A 20,373-nucleotide genomic window follows, 5' to 3' on the forward strand; every position below is an offset into this window, starting at 1 on the left:
CGGCTTGTGTCGACCCCGACGGTTCAGGGAGGTGGGTCAGGCCCCCACGAGGTCACTTGCAGGCCCTGCCCATTCCAGCCGACGACGATGGTGCCGCGCTGGTCCGTGCGCAGCACCGTGACTTGGTTTTCTTCCAGCGCCCGCAGCGCGGTCTCCGACGGGTGCCCATAGGTGTTGCCCGCTCCGACGCTGATCAGTGCCAGCGACGGATGCACCACCGGTGCTGTGCGGGTCCCTCCGTTGGCCGCCCCGTGGTGCGCGACCTTCAAGATGTCGGCCTGACCCACCAACCCCTTGCCGATGAGCTGGTCCATGGCTTCTTCCTGCATGTCCCCGGTGGCAAGCAGCGAGATCGGCCGGGCGGGTCCCGGCACCTGGATCTCGAACCTGATGACCAGCGAGGCATCGTTCTCATCGGTGAACACCCCTCCGGGCAGCGGACCCAGGACCCTCCACGACACCGCCCCTGCACCACCCGTGGCCCCGGACCCCAGTTGCTCGGCGCGCGGATCTTCGCCGCTTGCCGCCTCGATCGCCGGCGGCGCCTGTGTACTGTCGGCCATCGAGTAGTAGAGGGCATCCACGCTGCGCCGCGGCCCCACCCCCTCCAGCCCGCCGTCGTGGTCGGCGTGCCGGTGCGTAATGAAGACCGCAGCCACGTGCTCGACCTGCATCCGCCGCAGGCACTCATCGATCTGTTCCGGTTCCCGTCCGGTGTCGATGACCAGCGCACCGGCCTCCCCGGCGTTGACCAACATGCCGTCGCCCTGTCCCACATCGCAGGAAACCACCAACCAGTCGCCGACCGCGGGCGTAGGCACCAGCGCCGTCACCGGGAGCAGCAGTCCCAGCAAGACCCCCGTCACGACGCCTTGCGCCGCCAGCCGTGCCCGTGATTTCCAGGTTCCGGCCGCGGGGTCCACCTGGCCGATCCCGACCAGGGTTCCCAGCAAGATTCCCCAAGCCAACAACACACCCGCCGCACCGGCCGGCCAGGGGCGAAGGGCACCGGGCAGCGCGGCGATCCAGGTGCCGAGCAGGCCCACGGTGGTTGCCGGCATCCCGGCCAGCCATACCAGGGCGGACCCGGCCGGCTCAAACACCGCGAGCACCGGGACGCCAAGTGTCCCGGCGACGGTGATCCACGGGATGAACGGGGCGACCACCAGGTTCGCGGGCACTGAGTACAGGGAGAAGGAAGGGTTCAAGGCCACCAGGACCGGCAGGCAGGCAATCTGCGCGGCGAGGGCGATGGCGATGCCCTCGGCCAGCAGCGCGGGCATCCAGCGGTTCAACCGCACGGCAAGCGGCCGCCCGATCAACACGATCCCGGCGGTGGCCAGTGCCGAGAGTTGAAACGCCGGCTCGCCGGCCAGCCACGGATCATAGGCCAGCAGCAGGACCACCGCCAGCATCAGAGCAGCCATCGCCTTCCTACCGCGGGAGGAGTGCACACCCACCGCGGCGATCGAGCCCATGACCGCGGCACGCAACACGCTCGGTTCGTAGCCGACCAGCAGCACGAAGCCGGACAACGCCAACAGGCCCAACAGCAACGTGGGTGCGCGCCGCGCCCCGGCCAGTCGGCACGCTCCTGCAACAAAGCCCATCACGATGGCACAATTTGCGCCGCTGACGGCGGTGAGGTGCGAGAGCCCGGCAACCTTCATGGCATCATTCAATTCCTCATCGGCTCCGCTGCGGTCCCCGAAAACCATGCCCGGCAGCAGCGCCCCCCCGGGTTCGGGAAGCACCGCGCAGGCCTGGACGAATCTGCTGCGCAGCCCCTCGAAGACCCCCGGTTCCCTCACCGCACCCACCAGAAGCAAGTCCGAGACGGCATTGAGCCAGAAAGGCTCGCGTGCCCCGGGTTCGGCGGCCGAGACCCTCGCCAGGACCTCGAGGCTGCTGCCGGCCGGCAGCAGCGCAGCCGGTGCACGGGACGCGGGGTAGCTCAGATGCACCGGAACCCCCGCGCCCAACCAGCTGCCGTGCTCGGCCATACGCAAGACCCGGGCTTCAACGGTGTATTGGGTGTGCTCCCGGGGGTCCTCGGAAAACCTGTTGACGGCGGTGCCTGCCCGGGGTGTGGCGGTGAATTCGAGCTGGACGCGCACCGGTTCCCCTGTTGCCGCAGCAGCGTGCAAGGCCCGGGGGTTGGTGCCTGCACCCGCGAGCAGCAATTGCATGAAAATCAAGGCCGCTGCGGCGCAGCACAGTGCCGGGGCGGCGAAGCTGGGGGTTGCCGCGGATCCGATCCGTCCGTGGCGCGGGCGTAACAGTGCCAGCAGGGCAACGCCTGCCGCCAGCCACAGCCCGATCGCCCACGCTGCCTGTCCGGCGGCATCCAGGCGCACCCCGCCAAGGGCGGCGGCCCACGCACCGGCCATGGCCCAGCCCCCGCGCATGTCGATGGGACCGGGTTCCGGTTCCGCTTCATTCTTCGGACTCCGGGCCAACGATTCACGCAGTCGTCCAGCGAACCTTAACTGGGCGTGGGCCAGGTTCCGCTTACTTCTTGCGGCACGATCAGCCCACGCGTCGGAGTCCATCTTTCCAGTGCACATGATCCCGGCTGTTGGGCGGCCCGGGGCGTGCCTGGCTGTGGAGAACGGGACTAGAAGTCACCCCTCCCACCCATCCTCGGGCAGCACCCAGCCGGCAGAAGCAATCCGAATTGTTCCAGGATCCCGCCCCGCTCCGATGACTTGGATTTCGGCGTTCCGACCACCCTTACTCCAGAGCCCCACCTGTGCCGCAAGAGCAGACCCCCTTCGTGCATTGAATTCAGAACACGTTCTGAGTTAGTCTTGGGTCATGATCACCCAAGCAAGTTCCCGAACAACCTTTCAGTCATCCGAGCTGAGCCGCGCCTCTGCTGATGTCTTTGCGGCTGCGGCGGATCACCCGGTTCGGGTAACCCGCCGCGACGGCGAGTCCCTGGTGCTGATGTCCGAGAGCGCAGACCAAGCACGGGCCGCGCTGCTGGAACTAGCAGCACAGCTTGTCGCGGTGTCGACTAGCACGGAGGGCACGCTTGCATCTCGCATGAGCGATCGCTTTCCTTGGATGCTTGCGCTTAGCCCAGTTGACCAGGATGCCTGCGCGAACGATGTCTTAGCTGCCGCACGCGCATCTTTCGCTACCAACCAACCCCATCTGGCCATTGCAGAACTTACGGCCTGGCGTGAAACCGCGACCGCTATCGCAGCTGGCCTGGGCAAGGAGCCTGTGGAGTGGCTTGACGATTCCGAAGCCGTGGAGCGTCCCTAGGGCATGGCGAAAAGCGAAAAGGTCGAGCGGCCGACGAAGAAGAGTGAATACGAAATTCGGTTCTCGTCCGTTCAGGCAAAGCGTGGCTGGATAGACCTGAAAGCAACCCTCAGGAATCCTTTGGCAGACGCGTGGGGTTTCCTCACTAAGACCCCTCAGCTCACCACACCCAGCAACTATCGTTTACGGGGTGATCTGGGTTTGGTGACGCGTGACGGCTCCGTCCATAAACGGTGGCAGCACAAGCCAACCCTCAAGGGTGACGCACGAATCTGGTTCTACGTCGTGGACCGCGAGGTCTACCTGGAGCAGGTACATACCAGTCATCCCCACGAGACCAAATAACCACTCTGCCTAGCCAAACAAGGTGCCCCACTCGGATGACCCGAATGGGGCTTCTTGCTGTCCACTGGGACTAACGGTGTGGGCGGCAATGTCGGTAGCTCCGCAATCCTCAAAGCGGGCGCTTCAAGCGTCCCGCTACACGCCCGCGCCATCGTGCACTACGGAATCGCCGACGGGGTTGCATAGAAACGCTCCAATACGCTGACCGCGGCCCGGACCAAACACCCCCACCGTTTCAACACCGCCATCGCCCCCCCAGGTACTGGCCCTACCCGGGCCTGCATGGATCAACCAACAGAATGCGCCGAAAAGACAGCAGCCCAACGACTGACTCATTCGCCTTGGTTCCGCTTGGCTTGAAGAATTCCGAGGGCGTCGTGTGAGGCTGTGGGGTGCATAGGATTCAAATCGATTGGTAGACACCGGATGAGGCCAGGAGAGTGCAGTATTTAGTGCATGGACATGATTGCAGGTCGTGGGGCTGCGCGAGCGCAGAAGTGGTGGAGCGGCGGTACGCGCCCTGCGTCAGGGTCAACGATGTCGGCGGAGGGCGGCTCGTATAACGAGGCAGTCCGGGCAGTCCAGGCGGGCACGCTCGATGCGGACGAGGCAGCAAACCAGCTGATCGACAGGATGAGTGATCGGGAGCTCCTCGGACTACTTGACGGCGACTCCCCCAGGCGGCTGCTGCCGATCATCCCGCTTTTGCACGGCCGAAGGCCGTTCGTCGCCGGGGCGGTTCCGCGGCTGGGCATCCCGGGCATCCGGTTCAGCGACGGTACCCGCGGCGTCGTGATCGGGCCTTCCACCGCCTTCCCCGCGGCGATAGCGCGCGCAGCGACCTGGGATCCATTGCTGGAGGAGCGCGTGGGCCTTGCGATCGGCTTGGAAACCAGGGCGCGGGGAGCAAACTATTCCGCTTCCATCTGCGTCAATCTGCTTCGCCACCCCGCGTGGGGCCGGGCGCAGGAGTGTTACGGGGAGGATCCGGTACTCACCGGCAGAATGGGAGCGGCACTGACCCGCGGCGTACGAGTGCACGTGATGGCGTGCGTCAAACACTTCGCGCTGAACTCGATGGAGAACGAGCGCTTCGAGGTCGACGTCTCGGTCGGCGAGCACGCCCTGCACGAGGTGTACTTGCCTCACTTCAGAGCCGTCATCGAGGCCGGCGCCGATTCGGTGATGAGTTCCTACAACAAGGTGCGCGGCGAGTACATGGACGGCAATCGCGCCCTGCTCACCGAGGTGTTGCGGGACGAATGGGATTTCACGGGATTTGTGACCAGCGACTGGGTCTTCGGTACCCATGACGCGGTGCTCAGCCTTGAAGCGGGACTGGATATCGAGATGCCGTTGCGGCTGCTGCGCGCCCGCGCTCTGCCTGGAGCGCTACGCAGCGGCGAGGTGGCCCGCGCGACGGTCCAGCGCTCTGCACGTCGCATTCTGCGCACCAGCGTGCTGCATGCCGCTACCCTAGCGGCGGCCAGGCCCAGCGTAAGCCTCATCGCCTCCCCTGCGCATCGGGCGCTGGCCCACCAGGTCGCCACGGAGTCGATCGTGATGCTAAAAAACGACAGCATCGGCGCTGCACCGCTGCTGCCGTTGGCCCCCACCATCGATCACCTCGCGGTGATCGGGCGCCTTGCTACACGCGCGAATCTCGGCGATAACGGCTCCTCACGCGTGCGTCCCCCCTCCACCGTCTCACCGCTTCAGGGACTCAAAGAAGCGCTGCCCCGGGTGCGGTTCACAACCGCCTCGGGTCGGAACCTTTCCGCCGCGGCCGCGGCTGCTGCCGCAGCTGACACCGCGATCCTCATCGTCGGGCTCGATGAGCACGATGAAGGGGAGTCGGTCGTCACCGGCGGCGTCGAGGTGGGCGTGCTCGGCCGGGCGTTCGACGCTGGTCCGCTGCGCCAGACGTTTATCGCTCTGGCACACGTGGTATCGCGCTTTGTCCACGGTGGTGATCGCACATCACTGGATTTGCACGCCTCAGACGTTCGCCTGATCCGCGCGGTCACCGCCGCCAACCCCCGGACCATTGTGGTGTTGATCGGCGGCAGCGCGATCCTGACGGAGGAATGGAAAGAAAGTGTGCCGACGCTCCTGCTGGCGTGGTACGGCGGGATGGAGGGCGGCCGCGCTCTGGCGAGCGTACTCACCGGCGCCGCGGAGCCCGGCGGACGACTTCCCTTTGTGCTGCCGACGGACGCCGGGCATCTCCCTCCGTTCGACCCTTCGGCGAAGAGCGCTATCTACGACGAGCATTGGGGTCAACGCAGGCTCGATCGCGAGGGACATACGCCCGCTTTCCCATTCGGGTTCGGTCTGGGCTACACGAGGATCGAGCACCAGCTCCTCGAGCACAGGTTCGACGAGAGCGGTGGGCGCGCTGATGTGCGTCTCACGAACACCGGTCAGCGCGCGGGCTCAACCGTCGTGCAGGTCTACGCCGCGGATATCTCGGTGCAAAGGCCCGTTGCGCAGCTGTTGGGCTTCCAGAAGGTGACGCTGCAAGCCGCTGAGGAGAAAACCGTTCGGGTGACACTGGATGCCGGGCCCACGCTGCAGCGGGACCCGGCGACGCGGCGCTGGTCCCGGCGCGCGGGTGACTGGGCCCTGCTCGCTGCCCAGCACAGCCCCGCCAGTTGGGCGGGCGCGGCCCCCTTGCGGCGTGCCGGGAGTTGACCGGGTGAAAAGGCGCCGCGGATCGTCGGTCGGCGTGAGGTCACAATGGGTCGTGTTCCGCTTACTCGGTGAGAGTGCCACATGGTGCCGATGGTCCCTCGATACGCACCTGCAGCTCGTCCTCGCCCCGCAGCATGGCACGGAATAGCCGTCGTTCCTCCCACTTCAGCGACATGGGCGAGTGCTCGCGGCGCAGGATCAGATCCCCGTTATCGGTCGAATACCGCTTCTGCAGCACCACCAGCTCTTCTGCCCGCAGCAGGGCGACGGTACTGCCCTCAGTCTTCTCGATGAGGCGTACCAGGGATGAGGGTCCTGTCAGATCGGTGGCAACGACGCGCCGTTCACTCGCGTCAAGGATCGTCTTCTGCGCCGCACGGGTCACCACCAGGGGGCGGGTCGGCCCGTCCAGCAGGGCGCTGAGCACGTCCACCGCCGCGTCGGGACGGCCGGTTTTCTGCGCAGCCGCCTGCATGCTCCGCAGGCGGACCGGATCGCGCAGCACCTCATCGATCTTCCAGCCGATGGTGGCGGCAGAGTTGCAACGCACGGCCGCCCCCTGTTCCATGAGGTAATCACCGTTGCGAATTTCCTGCCCCGGGATAGGGCTCACCAGCACCATGGGCAACCCTGCGGCCATGCACTCCGACGCAGTTAACCCGCCTGGTTTACCCACGAACAGATCGGCGCGACGCATCAGCTGCCCCATCTGAGTCGTGTATCCGAGCACGTGGTAGCGGTTTGAGGCGGGCGCCACCAGCGCCTCGATGCGCCGCCGCAGCGCGTCATCGTGTCCACACACGATCGTGGCCGTGAAGGCGGAGCGCATATGCAGCGTCTGGCGCACCACTGCCTCGGCGTAGTCGCCGCCTTTCGCGCCTGCGGAGATCAACAGCATCGGGGGTCCGCTGCCGTCGCGCGCGGACGCAGGGTTCGGATCCGCCGCGATAGGGATTCCCGTGGCCTTGATGCGGTCGGTGGGTAGGCCGAGTGCCGTCAGCTCCACTCTTCCCTCTTCCCTGGCCACAAAGAGTTGGTGGAAGGCGCTGGTGAGCCACAGGCCCTGAAAGTCGTAGTCGGTGGTGACGATGGCAGTCTTCGCATCGATCACACCACGCAGGAGCAGGGTCGCCAACAGCTGAGCCGGCAGGAAGTGCGTACACACGATCGCCGTCGGTCGGAATCGCTTGATCGCTCGGATGACGGGGAGGGCGTTGATCCCTGTCCAGGGGTCGATCGGTCCGCGGCGTCGGAACGGCGGGTCACTGGCGTCATATCCCCATTCGATGAGCCATGGCAGGTCCTCGACTAAGGCGAAGTAGCCCTTCGCCAGCACGTCGCGGTAGAGCGCGCTACTGACCTGCAGCACGTCCAGCACCTGCACCTCATCAATGTCGGTGCGCGCGGAACACGCTTGCTCTACCGCCGCCGCGGCGCTGTTGTGCCCCGATCCCACACCTGCGGAAAGGATCATGACGCGCTCACCTCCGGCGGTGTTGGGTCCATCTGCCAAGGTTTTACGCATGAGGAAAGGTTAGCGTACGGCATCAAAACCCACGTTTCCTGTTCCTCCTCGCGTGGATCGAGGCGCACCCATTGGTGCTCCGCAAACGGGACTTCATGGTTATGGACGGCATTGACCGGCTGCCTGCAGCAGGTCCCCCACTATCGGCAGCTGGGCATGGCCGGTGCTATGCTCCGGCACTGCAGCCCTGCCCAAATTCTGCGTCAGCACGCTTCCGTTTCCCATGTTTCTAGTGCATCAAGGGGGCCTACGACGCACGTAGCTACTCACCTGAGTCGAGGCATGGGGACGGTCGAGAGCACGGCAGTGCTGAGAGAACCGTATGAAGCAATTCGGCGGCGCTCCTTGATGCGGCTGACGATGCTTGGGCTATGGTTCCGTTGCCGAGGCGGTGTCGGCAACGGGGATCCAGAGAAATGCCCCAGATTCCAGCCTGCCGCAGAGTGTGGCCCGGATTCATCCTGGGCTCAAACATGATCTGGAGTTGAAAGGCCCTTTCCCGGAATATGCTGAGCCATGGACAATCAACAGAAGACATGGCACGACGAACATAAGGCCTCCCTGACCAAGGGCCAACGAGCCGCTGACTACATGCGTAACGGGATGGGTAGTTGGCCGTTTGTGGTGGGCTTTCTCGTATTCATGATCCTCTGGGCAGCAGCCAATACGTGGATGCTGTCGCAACGTGCGTGGGATCCCTACCCATACATTCTGCTGAACCTCTTCTTGTCCATGCTCGCTGGCCTGCAGGGCGCCATCTTGTTGATCGCCGCCAAACGTCAGGACGCCATTGCCGCTGCCATGGCGGAACATGACCTGGAAACCGATTTGGCGGTAAAAGCCGAGATCGAGCGGCTCAGCGCCATCAATGATCAGCAGCTCAAGATCCTCAAGGAGTTATTGGAGCTGGGTACGGCAAGGAGTTCCGAGGCCCCGGCGCGAGAAGGGATCTGAGTCTCTAGAGAACGATGGTGTGCAGCCCAACGGTAGCCCTACAGTCGGCAGATGGGATCGAATCAAGGCCCCGGTCACCTACGTGATCGCGGTATCACGGCGATAACCATCCGCCCCGGGCTTCGGGTACCTGACGAGTGCAGCATTTTTGAGGGTGATTGCGAAAACAACCCTGGCGGTCCTAGGTAGCTACGTCTTCTCAAGAACGGATGTGATGGTGTCAAGTCAAGGCCGACAGTTACCGAGGACCTTTGTACTTCTTACGTCGTGAAGTCCACGCGAGGTAGGCACCCAAAGATCCGGCCGCGCCAAGACCAGCGCCCAGTAAAGGATTCTGCCAGGTCCGCAGCCGTTCCCGATCGGCCGCCGTCAGTTCGCCGATTCCTCGAATGAAGGCAGCGGCAATCATGCCGGCCACCAGGCGGTTCCCGATTCGTTCCACTCGCCCTACCAAGGGCTCCAGCTCTTCAGCGCGCAGGTGAACTTCAACACCGCCATCCATGTTCTCGATCAGTGTGCGTAGCTTCTCGGGCAGAATCATTCCCAACTCGGCGGCTTCCCATCCTGCCTTACCCAGCCGCTCCGCCAGGTTGCGGGGGCTAAACCTGTCTTGCGCCAGGGCCTTGGCATAGGGACGAAGTATCTCACCGAGATTGAACTCCGGGTTCAAGCGGACACCCATGCCTTCGGTCATCAGGACCATCTTGAGCAGCATCGCCATCTCCCGGGGTAGTTGCAGATGGTGGTTGCGCAGGATGGCCAACATCTGGGTGATGAGGGGCGCGATCTCGACCTCACGAAGGGCGTGGCCCTCATAAAGCTGGATAAAACGTGCAGCGTCTCGCCGGAGCACATCACTGTCCACGGCCGGTCGTGTCACGGAGATCGTTCGTAGTGCGGAGCTGACCTTGTCAGGATCGTTGCTGGTGAACGCGAAGAGCAGCGTTCCCAACTGGCCACGAAGTTTTTCATTAATTTCCCCGACCATCCCGAAATCAATCAAGGCAATCCTGCCGCCTGGCTGAATGAACAGGTTGCCGGGATGCGGATCGGCGTGGAATAAACCGTCTTCGAAAATCATCTTCGCTGCGGCGCGAGCAGCGCGTGCCGCCACCTGGCCCCTATCAATCCCTGCACTGTCCAAAGCAGCGATCTGATCCACTTTGATGCCCCTGATCCGTTCCATGGTCAGCACTCGGGACGTGGTTGTCGCCCAGAAGATCGTTGGAACATAAATATCCGGGATCGAAGCAAAGTTCTCCGCAAAGCGCTCGGCGTTGCGGCCCTCGCGCAGGTAGTCGAGCTCGGCGCGCAGGGTGTCAGCGAATTCCGTGGCGATCCCCGTGACATTGTAGTCAGCGGCGGCTTCCCAGCGCCGGCTTGCGTGGGCAGCCAGATTTTGCAGAATCTCCAGGTCCTCATCGATGCGGCTGACGATCCCGGGGCGTCGCACCTTCACCACGACCTCCGTGCCATCTGTCATCGTCGCGGCATGGGCCTGGCCGATCGAGGCGCTGGCCAAGGGTTTATCGTCAAACGAAGCAAAGAGCTGTTCAGGGGTTGCGCCGAGTTCCTGGTGGATCAATGAGCGGATCTCGGCAGCGGACACCGGGGGCGCGCCATCTTGAAGCTTGGATAGTTCACTCAGGTAGGCTGCCGGCATAATATCGGACCGGGTGGAAAGCAGCTGGCCGAGTTTGATGAAGGTTGGGCCTAATTCCTCCAACGCCAGTCGAAGCCGCACAGGCGTGGTGGGCTCCTTCGCGGACAACATTGCCTGCCCCGGGAGCCAGCGCTCCAGCCCCATGGAGCCGGCCAGAAACCCCAGCCCGTGCCGGGCCAGAATTTCGGCAATCTGGGCAAACCGTTCCAGCTGGGTGTTCATGTGCGAGCGCTTCCTTCTCCGTGGGTGTCCCGGACCATGCGCTTGGCCCGGGACAGGTCGGTCATGGTCTTGATCTTACGGTGCCCAGATGGAAATCTTGCGCCACGCGACTCCAGACCCTCGAGGCGTCCGGAACGATGGAGTCTCTGCTTCAGGCTTCCTGCTCGGCATGGGGAGCGAATCCTCGTTCTTGCTCTGGGGAGAACCGCGACAGCGTTCGCCACTTCCCGGGATCTGCGATGAGTTCGGGGTTACCGTGGGGCCGCGCCCGGACCTCAGGGGCCCCTGCGATTGCTGCACCGCAGATCGGCCTTCCTGATTGTCAAGGGCAGTACCCGACAGCAGGCCCACGCCGATGAACCGGTTGCCATATAGCCCCTTCTCTCTGGCTTAAACGGGTATCAGCAAGTAGGTTCGGAGTCATCGCCTAAACACTGCTCCACCGCCATCCAGCTCTGGGAACTGTCCCTAGATCCGGGTTAAGCATCCTGAGCGGAACGATTGTTCTGCAGCTACCCATCGCAACGTCGGGACCCGGTGGCGCACGGTAGATACAGCGGTTCGGTCAATCATCACCACGACGAAGTGAAAGGCACCTACTTCCTCCATGAATCACACCCCAGCGCTTTCCGACACGGATGATGTCCTGACGCCCCGCGAGCTTAAGCGCATTCATGCCTGGTGGCGGGCGGCAAACTATCTCTCCGTAGGACAGATCTATCTCATGGACAACCCGCTGCTGCGCGAACCGCTACTGCCTGAGCACGTCAAGCCGCGACTACTCGGGCACTGGGGCACCACCCCGGGACTGAACTTCATTTACGCCCACCTAAACCGGGCCATCATAAAACGTGATCTGGAGATGATGTACGTCATGGGTCCGGGACACGGCGGGCCTGGCCCGGTCGCGGCGGGATGGCTGGAAGGCACCTACAGCGAGACGTACCCGAATATTTCCCAGGATCTGGAGGGGATGAAACGGTTGTTCAAGCAGTTTTCCTTCCCCGGAGGCATACCAAGCCACGTTGCCCCGGAAACCCCCGGATCCATCCACGAAGGCGGGGAGCTGGGGTATTCGCTCTCCCACGCCTACGGGGCGGCCTTTGACAATCCTGACCTTATTGTTGCTGCAGTGGTGGGAGACGGGGAGGCGGAGACCGGTCCGCTGGCGGCCAGCTGGCACTCCAATAAGTTCATGAACCCCGCCCGTGATGGCGCCGTGTTGCCGATCCTGCACCTGAACGGCTACAAGATCGCCAACCCCACGATCTTGGCCAGGATGGACCGGGACGAACTGGACGCGCTGCTGCGCGGCTACGGCCATACCCCCTACTATGTGGAGGGCAAAGACCCAGAACAGATGCACCAAGACTTCGCTCGGACCCTGGATGTCTGCCTCGATGAGATCAGGGAGATCAGGCGCCGTGCCCGAGAGGACGGCCAGATCGAACGGCCCCGCTGGCCGATGCTGGTGCTCCGATCCCCCAAGGGCTGGACCGGCCCCGCAGAAGTCGACGGGAAAAAGGTTGAGGGTTCTTGGCGATCGCATCAGGTGCCCTTCAGCGCCGCCCGCGAAAACGAGAGCCACCGCCAGATCCTGGAGACCTGGCTGCGCAGCTACCGCCCGGAGGAGCTCTTCGACGAAGCAGGGGTCCCGGTTGAAGACATCCGCACCCTGCACCCCACAGGTCCGCGACGGATGAGCGCCACCCCGCATGCCAACGGCGGGGTTCTCCTGCGGGACCTGCGGATGCCAGATTTCCGCGACTACGCGGTTCAGGTGAACGAACCTGGCACCGGCGCGGTGGAAGCCACCCGGGTGCTCGGGCAGATGTTGCGGGACGTCATGGCGGCGAACATGGACAACTTCCGGGTCTTCGCCCCGGATGAAAACAACTCGAACCGGCTCGCAGCCGTCCTCGAAGCCACTGACCGCACGTGGAACGCCCATACCGTGCCCGAGGATGACCACTTGGCTCCCGACGGACGGTTGATGGAAATCCTGTCCGAACACACCTGCCAGGGATGGCTGGAAGGCTACTTGCTCACCGGCCGCCACGGATTCTTCTCCTGCTATGAGGCGTTCATCCACGTCGTCGACTCCATGTTCAACCAACACGCGAAATGGCTGGACACCAGCAACGGTATTCCTTGGCGGCGGCCTGTCGCTTCCCTCAACTACCTGCTGACCTCCCACGTCTGGCGGCAGGACCACAACGGTTTCTCTCATCAGGACCCCGGATTCATCGACCACGTGATCAATAAGAAGTCCGAGGTGATCCGGGTATACCTCCCCCCGGACGCGAACACCCTGTTATCTGTGGCCGACCATTGCCTACGCAGCCGCCAATACGTCAACGTGATCGTGGCCGGCAAACAGCCGCAGATGCAGTACTTGGGCATGGCCGACGCCATTGTGCACTGCACCAAGGGCATCGGCATCTGGGACTGGGCCAGCACGGACACCGATGACGAACCCGATGTGGTGATGGGCTGTGCCGGGGACGTACCGACCATGGAAACCCTTGCCGCCGTCGAGATCCTGCGCTCCAGGTTCCCGGATCTGTCCATCCGGGTGGTCAACGTCGTGGACCTTCTCCGGCTCCAGGATGAGGCCAATAACCCGCATGGTCTGGCAGATCGTGAGTTTGACGCCCTGTTCACCACGGACAAGCCCGTGATTTTCGCCTACCACGGTTACCCGTGGCTGATCCACCGACTCACGTACCGGCGCACCAACCACACCAACTTCCACGTCCACGGGTACAAGGAGGAAGGCACCACCACCACACCGTTCGACATGTGCGTGCTCAACCAGATCGACAGGTTCAATCTGACCATCGATGTGATCGACAGGGTGCCGCGGCTCAAGGACATCTCTGCCCACGTGCGCGAGGAGCTCAAAAACAAGCTCATCGAGCACCGCCAGTACATCCGGACCTACGGTGAAGACATGCCGGACATCAGGAACTGGCAATGGACGGCTGCTCCCGGTGCCGCCGACCAGCCCCACGCATAAGGCACTGGAGAGCCCCGCCTAACATCGCCCATGCCTCTCCTGGCGGTGTGCACCTTCCGGTCAGACGGTCTCGGTGTCCTTTGATGCAGGACCACCGGAGGGTGTCCCGTCTTGACCGCTTGCGGGCAGGTTCACGGTAACCCGACGAGGGCGAGCGTTGCCTCGGCGATGGCGCGCTCCTCATCCGTGGGGATCACCAGTACCTCAATGACCGAATCCGGTGTGGAGATTCTCAGGCCTTCATCCATGCCGGTGGCTTCCTCGTTCGCGGCAGCGTCGAGGCTGATGCCCAGCGGTCCAAGCTTAGTCAGGAGCCGGGCACGGAAGGGGGCCGAGTTCTCCCCGATACCGCCGGTGAGCACCACGGCCTGGGCCCCTGTGCAGGCCACGTGGCAGCCGCCGATGTACCGGGCAAGTCGGTGCGCCGCTATTTCCAACGCCAGCTCCGCTTCCTCGTTCCCGGCCGCGGCCGCCTCGGTGATGGCGCGCATGTCGTTGTGCCCGGCCAGGGCCTTGAACCCTGAATCCCGGTTGAGCAAGCTGTCCAGTTTGTCGGCGTCATAGCCCTTGCGCAGCAGGAACACCAGCACGCCGGGATCCACGTCGCCGGACCGGGTGCCCATGACCAGGCCCTCCAGCGGCGTGAAGCCCATGGAGGTGTCCACGCTGCGTCCATGCTTCACCGCCGTGACGGAGGCACCATTGCCCAGGTGGGCGATGACGCCGTCGAACTTCTCCCACGGCACTCCCAGCATCTCTGCGGCCCGCTGTCCCACATAGTGCACGCTGGTGCCATGAAAGCCGTAACGGCGGATCCCATAGCGCCGGTAGAGCTCGTCCGGCAGGGCGTAGCGCCAGGCAGGTTCGGGCAGGGTGCGGTGGAAGGAGGTGTCGAAGACCGCCACCTGCGGCACCTTCGGCCAGGCTCGGGTAGCAGCCCGGAGGCATTGCACACCGGGCGGGTTGTGCAGTGGTGCCAACTCGTTCAGCTGCTCGATGGCGCGGATGATCTCGTTGTCGATCAGGGCGGGTCCGGTGAAGCGTTCACCACCGTGGACCACCCGGTGTCCTACGGCGTCCACGGTGCGCCCGCCGAGTACTTCGGCGAGTTCGCCGCTGACGATGTCGAAGGCCTGGAGATGGTCGGCCACTTCTGACTCGCCGATCTGTTCCACGATGCCTTTGGCGATCTTCACGCCGCCGGCGCCCGGCTGAGTCGGATCGAATCGCCGGAGAGAATACTTCAGCGACGAAGAGCCGGCATTAAGGACTAGGACGAGCATTAATCTGTCTCCTGGGATCGGGCGGACATTCAGGTTCCGAACTCACCGGCTAATGCCTGGCTGGATATCGTTGGGCACATGACCGCGCGTCTGCCACGTGCATACTTCCGTGCCGGCAGCCCCTGCGGTTGGATCCCCATGTTTGAGCTTACCGGCGGACTCGAGGGCCTGAATCCGGCCGGCAGGAGCTTAAAACCACATGGATTGCCGAGGATGCCCCCGGGCGCAACGCACCCGGCGGCAACGTCTTGAAAGTAATCTACCGATTGGCCTCCGCTGTGTCCCGGCAGTCGTGGAGTGCGCCCGCTCAAATGCTAGATGTGCGCTGGGATGCCGGGGTTTTCTGGCTAGACGGCCGTATAGCCGCCGTCAATCGGAATGGTCGCTCCGGGAATGAACTTCGCCTTGTCGCTCGCCAGGAAGGTGATGAGGTCTGCGACTTCCTGCGCCTCACCGACGCGACCGGCCGGGTGCAGCTTGGCATACTGCTCGAGAGTCGGCTCGTCGATGAGCGGGGTGCGAATCACGCCCGGGGCCACGGCGTTCACCCGGATGCCTTCCTTCGCGTACATCGTTCCGGCCGAGCGGGTCATATTCACGACGCCACCCTTCGAGGCCGAGTAGGCGATGTTGTTCGAAATGGCCACGAGGCAGAACATCGAAGCGACGTTCACGACGACTCCGCCCTCGCCCTGTTTGATCAGCTGGGCGATGACGTACTTGTTGGTGTAGAAGACGCCCGAATAGTCGATGCCATTGGTGCGCTCCCAGTTATCGACGGTCGAGGTGACGACGTCACCCTCACCGCCGACCCCGCCGAGGCGACAGCAATGTCAAGACGGCCGAATTCCTCCACCGTCTTCGCGACGGCGGCCTCAACGTTCTCGGCCTTCGAGACGTCACCTTGGACAAACTTCGCGCCGATTTCGTCGGCGACTTCCTGCGACTTGGGGTTAAAGTCGAAGAGCATGACCTTCGCGCCTTGGCGATGAAGGTCTTTGCGGTGGAGAGACCTAGCACCGATCCCCCGCCGGTGATGAATGCGACCTTGTTCTCGAGCTGCATGATTCAGTCTAATCTTTACGGGATGTTCGGTCACGGTCGTGGCCGCTATCAAGCAAGTGCAACACCCCGTTGCAGCAAAAATAACCCCCGCGTGAGGCTCCTCCACGGGTCGCAAAGCAAAGCTCCTCATGCCCGCTCCCCGCGCGGGCATGGCGGACTCGCTGGGACGCTGCTTGGTTCCGTGAGCCGGAAGCGTGTCCGGCCTGCCGTTTGCCCGGTCTAGTCCTACGACCGCGCAAGTGAGCCTCAACGTGACGCGGTTCGGTGATGATGACCAGACGATCGCCGCCCTCGCCGTTGTCATGCTCAAGAACGCCAGGATCAGCTTGTCGGGACTTGGGCGATCTCAAGCAGCGCTGGCAAGGCGGCGGGACCGACGGTTAAAGAGCACGGCAGCGACCGCACACACGAGCCCGAAGGCGATGACTCCAGGGAAGCCAATATAGAACTCGAATCCCAAGGTGCTGGTTTCAGCGAGGCGATCGGCGGTGAAGAACCACGGGATTATTACCGATTTTCCCGTGATCCACACCACCAGACCGGCGATCATGACGAAAATGACAGCAATGATCAGACCGCTTTCCAATCTCTCAGTAGCAGCTATGTCCATGCTTTTAGTCTTGCTCATCACCCTCCTAATCAGTGCTGATGCTGAGAGCGTACGTGAGCTCCTTTCGAAATACGGTTCGTCAGCTCGCGTGTGCCCGCCCTCGCCCCGCCGCGCCGAAGGGGTTGGACCCATCCGGCGGATCGCGTAGGTTCAGGTGGAAACCGGCGGTTGGTTCCTCTCTTCCGGAGTCCCGTTCCCCGGCACCTCTCTCGGTCCATCGGGTGGGGCGACGATCGGGTCAAGCGGGTCCTGATCGAGACGGAACGGCGGGTACTCATCTCGCATCAGAAGCACATATGCGGAGATCCGGTAGACCCAGCGATTCACGCCCATGATCAAAGCGAACAGCCCGTGCCAATAGCGGCCGGTGAACAGCAGGAGCACTGCGGCGACCAACACGAGCATCCCCAGCAGCGATGGCCCCCAGATATTGCTGGAAAACTCTGAGCCTTCCTTCCAGCCGCTGTTCCACGTGGCGCCGGTGCCGCTGGTGAAGATACCAATGATCAGCAGGTGCGGGATCGCCAGCAGCCACCACTTCACCAACACCAACCCGCGAGAGAGCCGCTGCGGGTAGGCGACGTCAAGGTCGGCGGGATAATCGGTACTCGCCAACGTGAAGGGCGGATAGCGGTCAGTCCCCAACACGGAGTACCCGTAGAATCCCACCCTCCAGGACCAACGGAGCACACCGACGTTGTAGCAGAACCATGAGCGTGGATAGCGGCCGGTGAACAGGATCGCGACCCCGGCAGCGATGGTGCTCACCACCAGGCCGACCCACAGCAACGCCAAGACAAGGTAGTGCGGCACCGCCAGCAACCACTTAACCAGCCACAACCCCCGCGACAGTCTGCCCTCCAGAACACCGGCAAATCTGTGCGGATACACCGAGAACGGCGCCTGCCCCCGCCCCGCATTCCCCACCAAGGCCGCCCCGGGGCCTTGACCGGTGCCCGGACGGGCTGCGTCGATGTCGCGGCCCAGCCCCGCTGTTCCCAGCAACAGCAGGGGAATTCCCAGGACCAAAGCAATCGGCCCAGCGACCAGCAGGGTGATGCCGATCGGGCCTAGCAAGTCAGAACGTGCACCGGCCTGCAGGTCCACCCACACCGGCGCGTCGGCGTCGGCGTTCATGACCACCAGGGCCCATCGTCCGCTCATTGTCCTTCAACCACGACAAGCGCCCCTGCCATGGGTCGGCCGAAGACCACGTGTTCTCCCCAAGGGTCGAGCGGGCCAAGTCCTGCAGGTAGGACTCGATATCGGAGACTTCGGCGATCCCGACGAAGATTTCCTGATCACGGACCACATTTGCCACGCGCACGTGGATGCTGGCCGAATCCCCATGCTGAGAGATGGCAGGCATTCCCTCGGACCCGGCGTCGAGCACCACCGACGGGCTCGTCAGCGCATATCCCGTACTCCGGTACCTTTCGGCGTCACCCACCAAGTAACGGCCGTCACGCTGGGCCGCGTCGGCCCCCAGCGTCACAGCTCCGCCGATGGCCAGGCCCAATCCGAACGTACTGAGCAGCACGCCGAGGACCAGCAAAACCCAATGCTTTGGCTTCATGCGGGCCGGATGCGAAGGAACGGGATCAATCCGCGCGGCGGCGTGGGAGGCCATGGCAATCCTTTCGATGCACGTGACTTTATCGTTGCCCAGCGTGAACGCCTCTGGTAGGTCAGCCGGAACCTGCCTGCCTCCGATTTCCGGATCACTCGAAGACCACCAGGTCCTTCAGGTTCCCCATCATGGCCGGTCCGATTCCGCTGACCGCGTCGAGTTCCGCGAGGTTCCTAAACGGCCCGTTGGCGTCCCGGAATTCGATGATGCGTCCCGAAAGCGCCGGTCCGATGCCCGGCAACTCCTGCAGGCCCGTGGCATCGGCGGTGTTCAGGTTGACCTTGCTCGGCGCGCTGCTCGGCGCGGTTCCATTTCCCTCGGCGGAATCCTCCTCGTCGGCCCCCTGCGTGGGTGCCGAGGCAGCCTCACCGCGGCGCGGGATGCGGATCTGTTCACCGTCGTTGACTTCGGCGGCCAGGTTGATGGCGTCAGGTGCAGCGTCCTTGGCCAGGCCGCCGGCCAGCTTGACGCCGTCCAGCACACGGGAGCCCAACGGCAGGGAATAGACCCCGGGGTTCTTGACGGCTCCGATCATGTGGACCATGGCGCTGGCCCCGCTGGCCGCAAGACCACCGCTTTCCCGGGGGCCGCCTCCCTGCCCGGTTGCGGACTCCTGTGGCGCGTCCCAGGTCTCCGTGTTCCCGCCGGCTTCCTGGGCCTCGGGCCCGCCGGTCGATTCGATGACCTGCAGCGGGATATCCTGGCCGCCGGCCGGTGCCCGTGGGGGCGGATTGAACAACAGCGACACCGAGATCCACGCCAAGGCACCCAGGATCAGCACGATGGCTGCGGACCTGCCGATGAGCACACGCAAGCGCCCGGGGGCGGGGCCCGGGGCGATCCTGGCGGATTGATCCGCCCATTCGTGGGAGCCCATGGAATCCATTGGACACCGCGTTGCACCCCGACCGGGGTTCCGGGGATCCCGGCTGTGGAGAACCGGGCGCGGCTACGGTGCGGAGTGCTCCGGCGGTGCTTCGGGCTCCTGCGGCGACCCGGCGGATACTGCGGACCCGGGGCTCGGGGACACGGGTTGGCGTCGTGGGTCGCGGGGTTTCGATTCCGGCCGCGGCCGGGATTCGGCCTTGGTCCGGGGTTCGGGGCGCACAGGCCCGGGGGCCGGAGGCTCGATGCCACCGGAAATGGCCACGGCCAGCACCCCGACGCCGGTGTGCGCGCCGAGCACCGCCGGGACCGGGACGGCCAGCACTTCAAAGACGGAGGCACCGGCCAGTTCCTGGACGATTTCCTCCGCAGCCTCGAGGTTCCCGAAGTAGTGCACCGCCAGGCGCACCTCGGGGCCACGGGCCTGCGCCTCGGCACGGGCGATGGCGACCAGCCGGGCCAGGGTGCGCGAATGCGTGCGGACCTTTTCGTGCGCGATGATATGACCTTCGCGCACCGACAGGATCGGTTTGACGTTCAGCAGCGTGCCCAACACCGAGGCCAGCGTGCCGATACGGCCGCCACGACGCAATTGCTCCAGCGAGGGCACGGCGAAGTAGATGTGGTTCTCGGCGGCCTTGGCCGCAAGTGCGGCCAGCTGCTCGGCATCGGCGCCGGCTGCGGCGGCCGCCACCACATCCATCACCGCGAAGCCCTGGGCCAGGGCGACGGTGCGCGAATCTACGACGGTGACCGGCACCGGCGAGGATTCGGCGGCCAGGCGTGCCGCATCCAGGGTCCCGGACAGGTCCGCGGAGAGGTGGATGGAGATGATGTGCCCGACCCCCGCCTCGGCGAGTTGCCGGTAGGCGTTAAGCAGTTGGCCCGGTGCCGGGCGCGAGGTGCGCACCGCCTGGCCAATGGCCAAGCCCAGGGCCAGTTCGGTGGGCACATCGTCGGTGCCCTCGGAGAAGATCTGGTCATTGACCATCACCGGCATCGGAACCACCCGCAGGTAGGTTCCGTGCTGGTCCACCCAGTCGACGGGCAGCGCGGCGGCCGAATCGGTGACCACACCCACCGGCACCACGCCGGGCACCGCGGAGGCACCGGCGCGTGGCCGGCGCCCCCGCAGCCGCTCAAACCAGCCGGCTGGCGGCCTGGGCCGCGGCGGGTTCCCGGATCGCTGGGAGTTCTCCATGCTT

Annotated in this window: 14 protein-coding genes and 1 pseudogene; 5 read left to right on the plus strand and 10 right to left on the minus strand. The window is 64.3% G+C overall.

The features are described from left to right. Window positions 1–23: 23 nt before the first annotated feature. A complete protein-coding gene (locus tag ADIAG_RS14415) occupies window positions 24–2,459 on the minus strand; it encodes a ComEC/Rec2 family competence protein (RefSeq protein WP_161623963.1) in 2,436 nt (811 codons plus the stop codon). 358 nt (window positions 2,460–2,817) lie between these two features. On the opposite strand from ADIAG_RS14415, the gene ADIAG_RS14420 reads away from it, so the two are divergent. From ADIAG_RS14420 to ADIAG_RS14430, 3 genes are all read left to right on the plus strand, one after another. Further along, complete coding sequence (locus ADIAG_RS14420) at window positions 2,818–3,273, plus strand: hypothetical protein (RefSeq protein ID WP_007272133.1); 456 nt, start codon at window positions 2,818–2,820, stop codon at window positions 3,271–3,273. Between the two features lie 3 nt (window positions 3,274–3,276). Beyond that, complete coding sequence (locus ADIAG_RS14425; protein WP_007272134.1) at window positions 3,277–3,618, plus strand: hypothetical protein; 342 nt, start codon at window positions 3,277–3,279, stop codon at window positions 3,616–3,618. 537 nt (window positions 3,619–4,155) lie between these two features. Continuing rightward, complete coding sequence (locus tag ADIAG_RS14430) at window positions 4,156–6,312, plus strand: beta-glucosidase family protein (protein ID WP_007272135.1); 2,157 nt, start codon at window positions 4,156–4,158, stop codon at window positions 6,310–6,312. Between the two features lie 61 nt (window positions 6,313–6,373). Here ADIAG_RS14430 and ADIAG_RS14435 read toward each other — a convergent pair whose 3' ends face one another. Continuing rightward, window positions 6,374–7,837 carry an MGDG synthase family glycosyltransferase gene (locus tag ADIAG_RS14435; RefSeq protein ID WP_043475211.1) on the minus strand — a complete coding sequence of 488 codons (1,464 nt, stop codon included), beginning with the start codon at window positions 7,835–7,837 and terminating at the stop codon, window positions 6,374–6,376. A gap of 516 nt (window positions 7,838–8,353) precedes the next feature. Between ADIAG_RS14435 and ADIAG_RS14440 the strand changes: the two genes are divergently transcribed. Beyond that, entirely contained in the window at window positions 8,354–8,791 is a 438-nt protein-coding gene (locus ADIAG_RS14440) for a DUF1003 domain-containing protein (protein ID WP_007272137.1), read from the plus strand. Between the two features lie 238 nt (window positions 8,792–9,029). On the opposite strand, the gene ADIAG_RS14445 is transcribed toward ADIAG_RS14440, so the two are convergent. Further along, a complete protein-coding gene (locus ADIAG_RS14445) occupies window positions 9,030–10,598 on the minus strand; it encodes an ABC1 kinase family protein (RefSeq protein WP_235045919.1) in 1,569 nt (522 codons plus the stop codon). Between the two features lie 685 nt (window positions 10,599–11,283). On the opposite strand from ADIAG_RS14445, the gene ADIAG_RS14450 reads away from it, so the two are divergent. Beyond that, window positions 11,284–13,695 carry a phosphoketolase family protein gene (locus ADIAG_RS14450; RefSeq protein ID WP_007272139.1) on the plus strand — a complete coding sequence of 804 codons (2,412 nt, stop codon included), beginning with the start codon at window positions 11,284–11,286 and terminating at the stop codon, window positions 13,693–13,695. Window positions 13,696–13,826: 131 nt separating this feature from the next. On the opposite strand, the gene ADIAG_RS14455 is transcribed toward ADIAG_RS14450, so the two are convergent. From ADIAG_RS14455 to ADIAG_RS14480, 7 genes and pseudogenes are all read right to left on the minus strand, one after another. Next, the gene (locus tag ADIAG_RS14455) at window positions 13,827–14,978 is read right to left on the minus strand and encodes an acetate/propionate family kinase (protein ID WP_007272140.1); all 1,152 of its coding nucleotides are present in this window, start codon (window positions 14,976–14,978) and stop codon (window positions 13,827–13,829) included. Between the two features lie 347 nt (window positions 14,979–15,325). Continuing rightward, window positions 15,326–16,347 (minus strand): annotated as a pseudogene (locus tag ADIAG_RS22680) (SDR family NAD(P)-dependent oxidoreductase). Window positions 16,348–16,389: 42 nt separating this feature from the next. Continuing rightward, window positions 16,390–16,671: a hypothetical protein gene (locus ADIAG_RS14465; RefSeq protein WP_007272143.1), complete on the minus strand. Its 282-nt coding sequence runs from the start codon at window positions 16,669–16,671 to the stop codon at window positions 16,390–16,392. Between the two features lie 132 nt (window positions 16,672–16,803). Then, entirely contained in the window at window positions 16,804–17,817 is a 1,014-nt protein-coding gene (locus ADIAG_RS14470; RefSeq protein ID WP_235045920.1) for a DUF4389 domain-containing protein, read from the minus strand. Then, the gene (locus ADIAG_RS22200; protein WP_007272145.1) at window positions 17,732–18,283 is read right to left on the minus strand and encodes a hypothetical protein; all 552 of its coding nucleotides are present in this window, start codon (window positions 18,281–18,283) and stop codon (window positions 17,732–17,734) included. The genes ADIAG_RS14470 and ADIAG_RS22200 overlap by 86 nt, the downstream gene beginning before the upstream one ends. Window positions 18,284–18,374: 91 nt before the next feature. Further along, the gene (locus ADIAG_RS20405) at window positions 18,375–19,160 is read right to left on the minus strand and encodes a ComEA family DNA-binding protein (protein WP_007272146.1); all 786 of its coding nucleotides are present in this window, start codon (window positions 19,158–19,160) and stop codon (window positions 18,375–18,377) included. Window positions 19,161–19,232: 72 nt separating this feature from the next. Continuing rightward, a complete protein-coding gene (locus ADIAG_RS14480) occupies window positions 19,233–20,369 on the minus strand; it encodes a DegV family protein (RefSeq protein WP_007272147.1) in 1,137 nt (378 codons plus the stop codon). Between the last annotated feature and the right edge of the window lie 4 nt (window positions 20,370–20,373).

The sequence above is a fragment of the Paeniglutamicibacter gangotriensis Lz1y genome, from assembly GCF_000348945.1.
GTDB classification, from domain to species: Bacteria; Actinomycetota; Actinomycetes; order Actinomycetales; family Micrococcaceae; genus Paeniglutamicibacter; species Paeniglutamicibacter gangotriensis.

Coding starts and splice junctions, on each gene's coding strand:
- ADIAG_RS14420 (WP_007272133.1), top strand. CDS start 2,818: ATGATCACCCAAGCAAGTTCCCGAACAACCTTTCAGTCATCCGAGCTG.
- ADIAG_RS14425 (WP_007272134.1), top strand. CDS start 3,277: ATGGCGAAAAGCGAAAAGGTCGAGCGGCCGACGAAGAAGAGTGAATAC.
- ADIAG_RS14430 (WP_007272135.1), top strand. CDS start 4,156: ATGTCGGCGGAGGGCGGCTCGTATAACGAGGCAGTCCGGGCAGTCCAG.
- ADIAG_RS14435 (WP_043475211.1), bottom strand. CDS start 7,837: ATGCGTAAAACCTTGGCAGATGGACCCAACACCGCCGGAGGTGAGCGC.
- ADIAG_RS14440 (WP_007272137.1), top strand. CDS start 8,354: ATGGACAATCAACAGAAGACATGGCACGACGAACATAAGGCCTCCCTG.
- ADIAG_RS14445 (WP_235045919.1), bottom strand. CDS start 10,598: ATGGGGCTGGAGCGCTGGCTCCCGGGGCAGGCAATGTTGTCCGCGAAG.
- ADIAG_RS14450 (WP_007272139.1), top strand. CDS start 11,284: ATGAATCACACCCCAGCGCTTTCCGACACGGATGATGTCCTGACGCCC.
- ADIAG_RS14455 (WP_007272140.1), bottom strand. CDS start 14,978: ATGCTCGTCCTAGTCCTTAATGCCGGCTCTTCGTCGCTGAAGTATTCT.
- ADIAG_RS14465 (WP_007272143.1), bottom strand. CDS start 16,671: ATGAGCAAGACTAAAAGCATGGACATAGCTGCTACTGAGAGATTGGAA.
- ADIAG_RS14470 (WP_235045920.1), bottom strand. CDS start 17,817: ATGAGCGGACGATGGGCCCTGGTGGTCATGAACGCCGACGCCGACGCG.
- ADIAG_RS22200 (WP_007272145.1), bottom strand. CDS start 18,283: ATGGCCTCCCACGCCGCCGCGCGGATTGATCCCGTTCCTTCGCATCCG.
- ADIAG_RS20405 (WP_007272146.1), bottom strand. CDS start 19,160: ATGGGCTCCCACGAATGGGCGGATCAATCCGCCAGGATCGCCCCGGGC.
- ADIAG_RS14480 (WP_007272147.1), bottom strand. CDS start 20,369: ATGGAGAACTCCCAGCGATCCGGGAACCCGCCGCGGCCCAGGCCGCCA.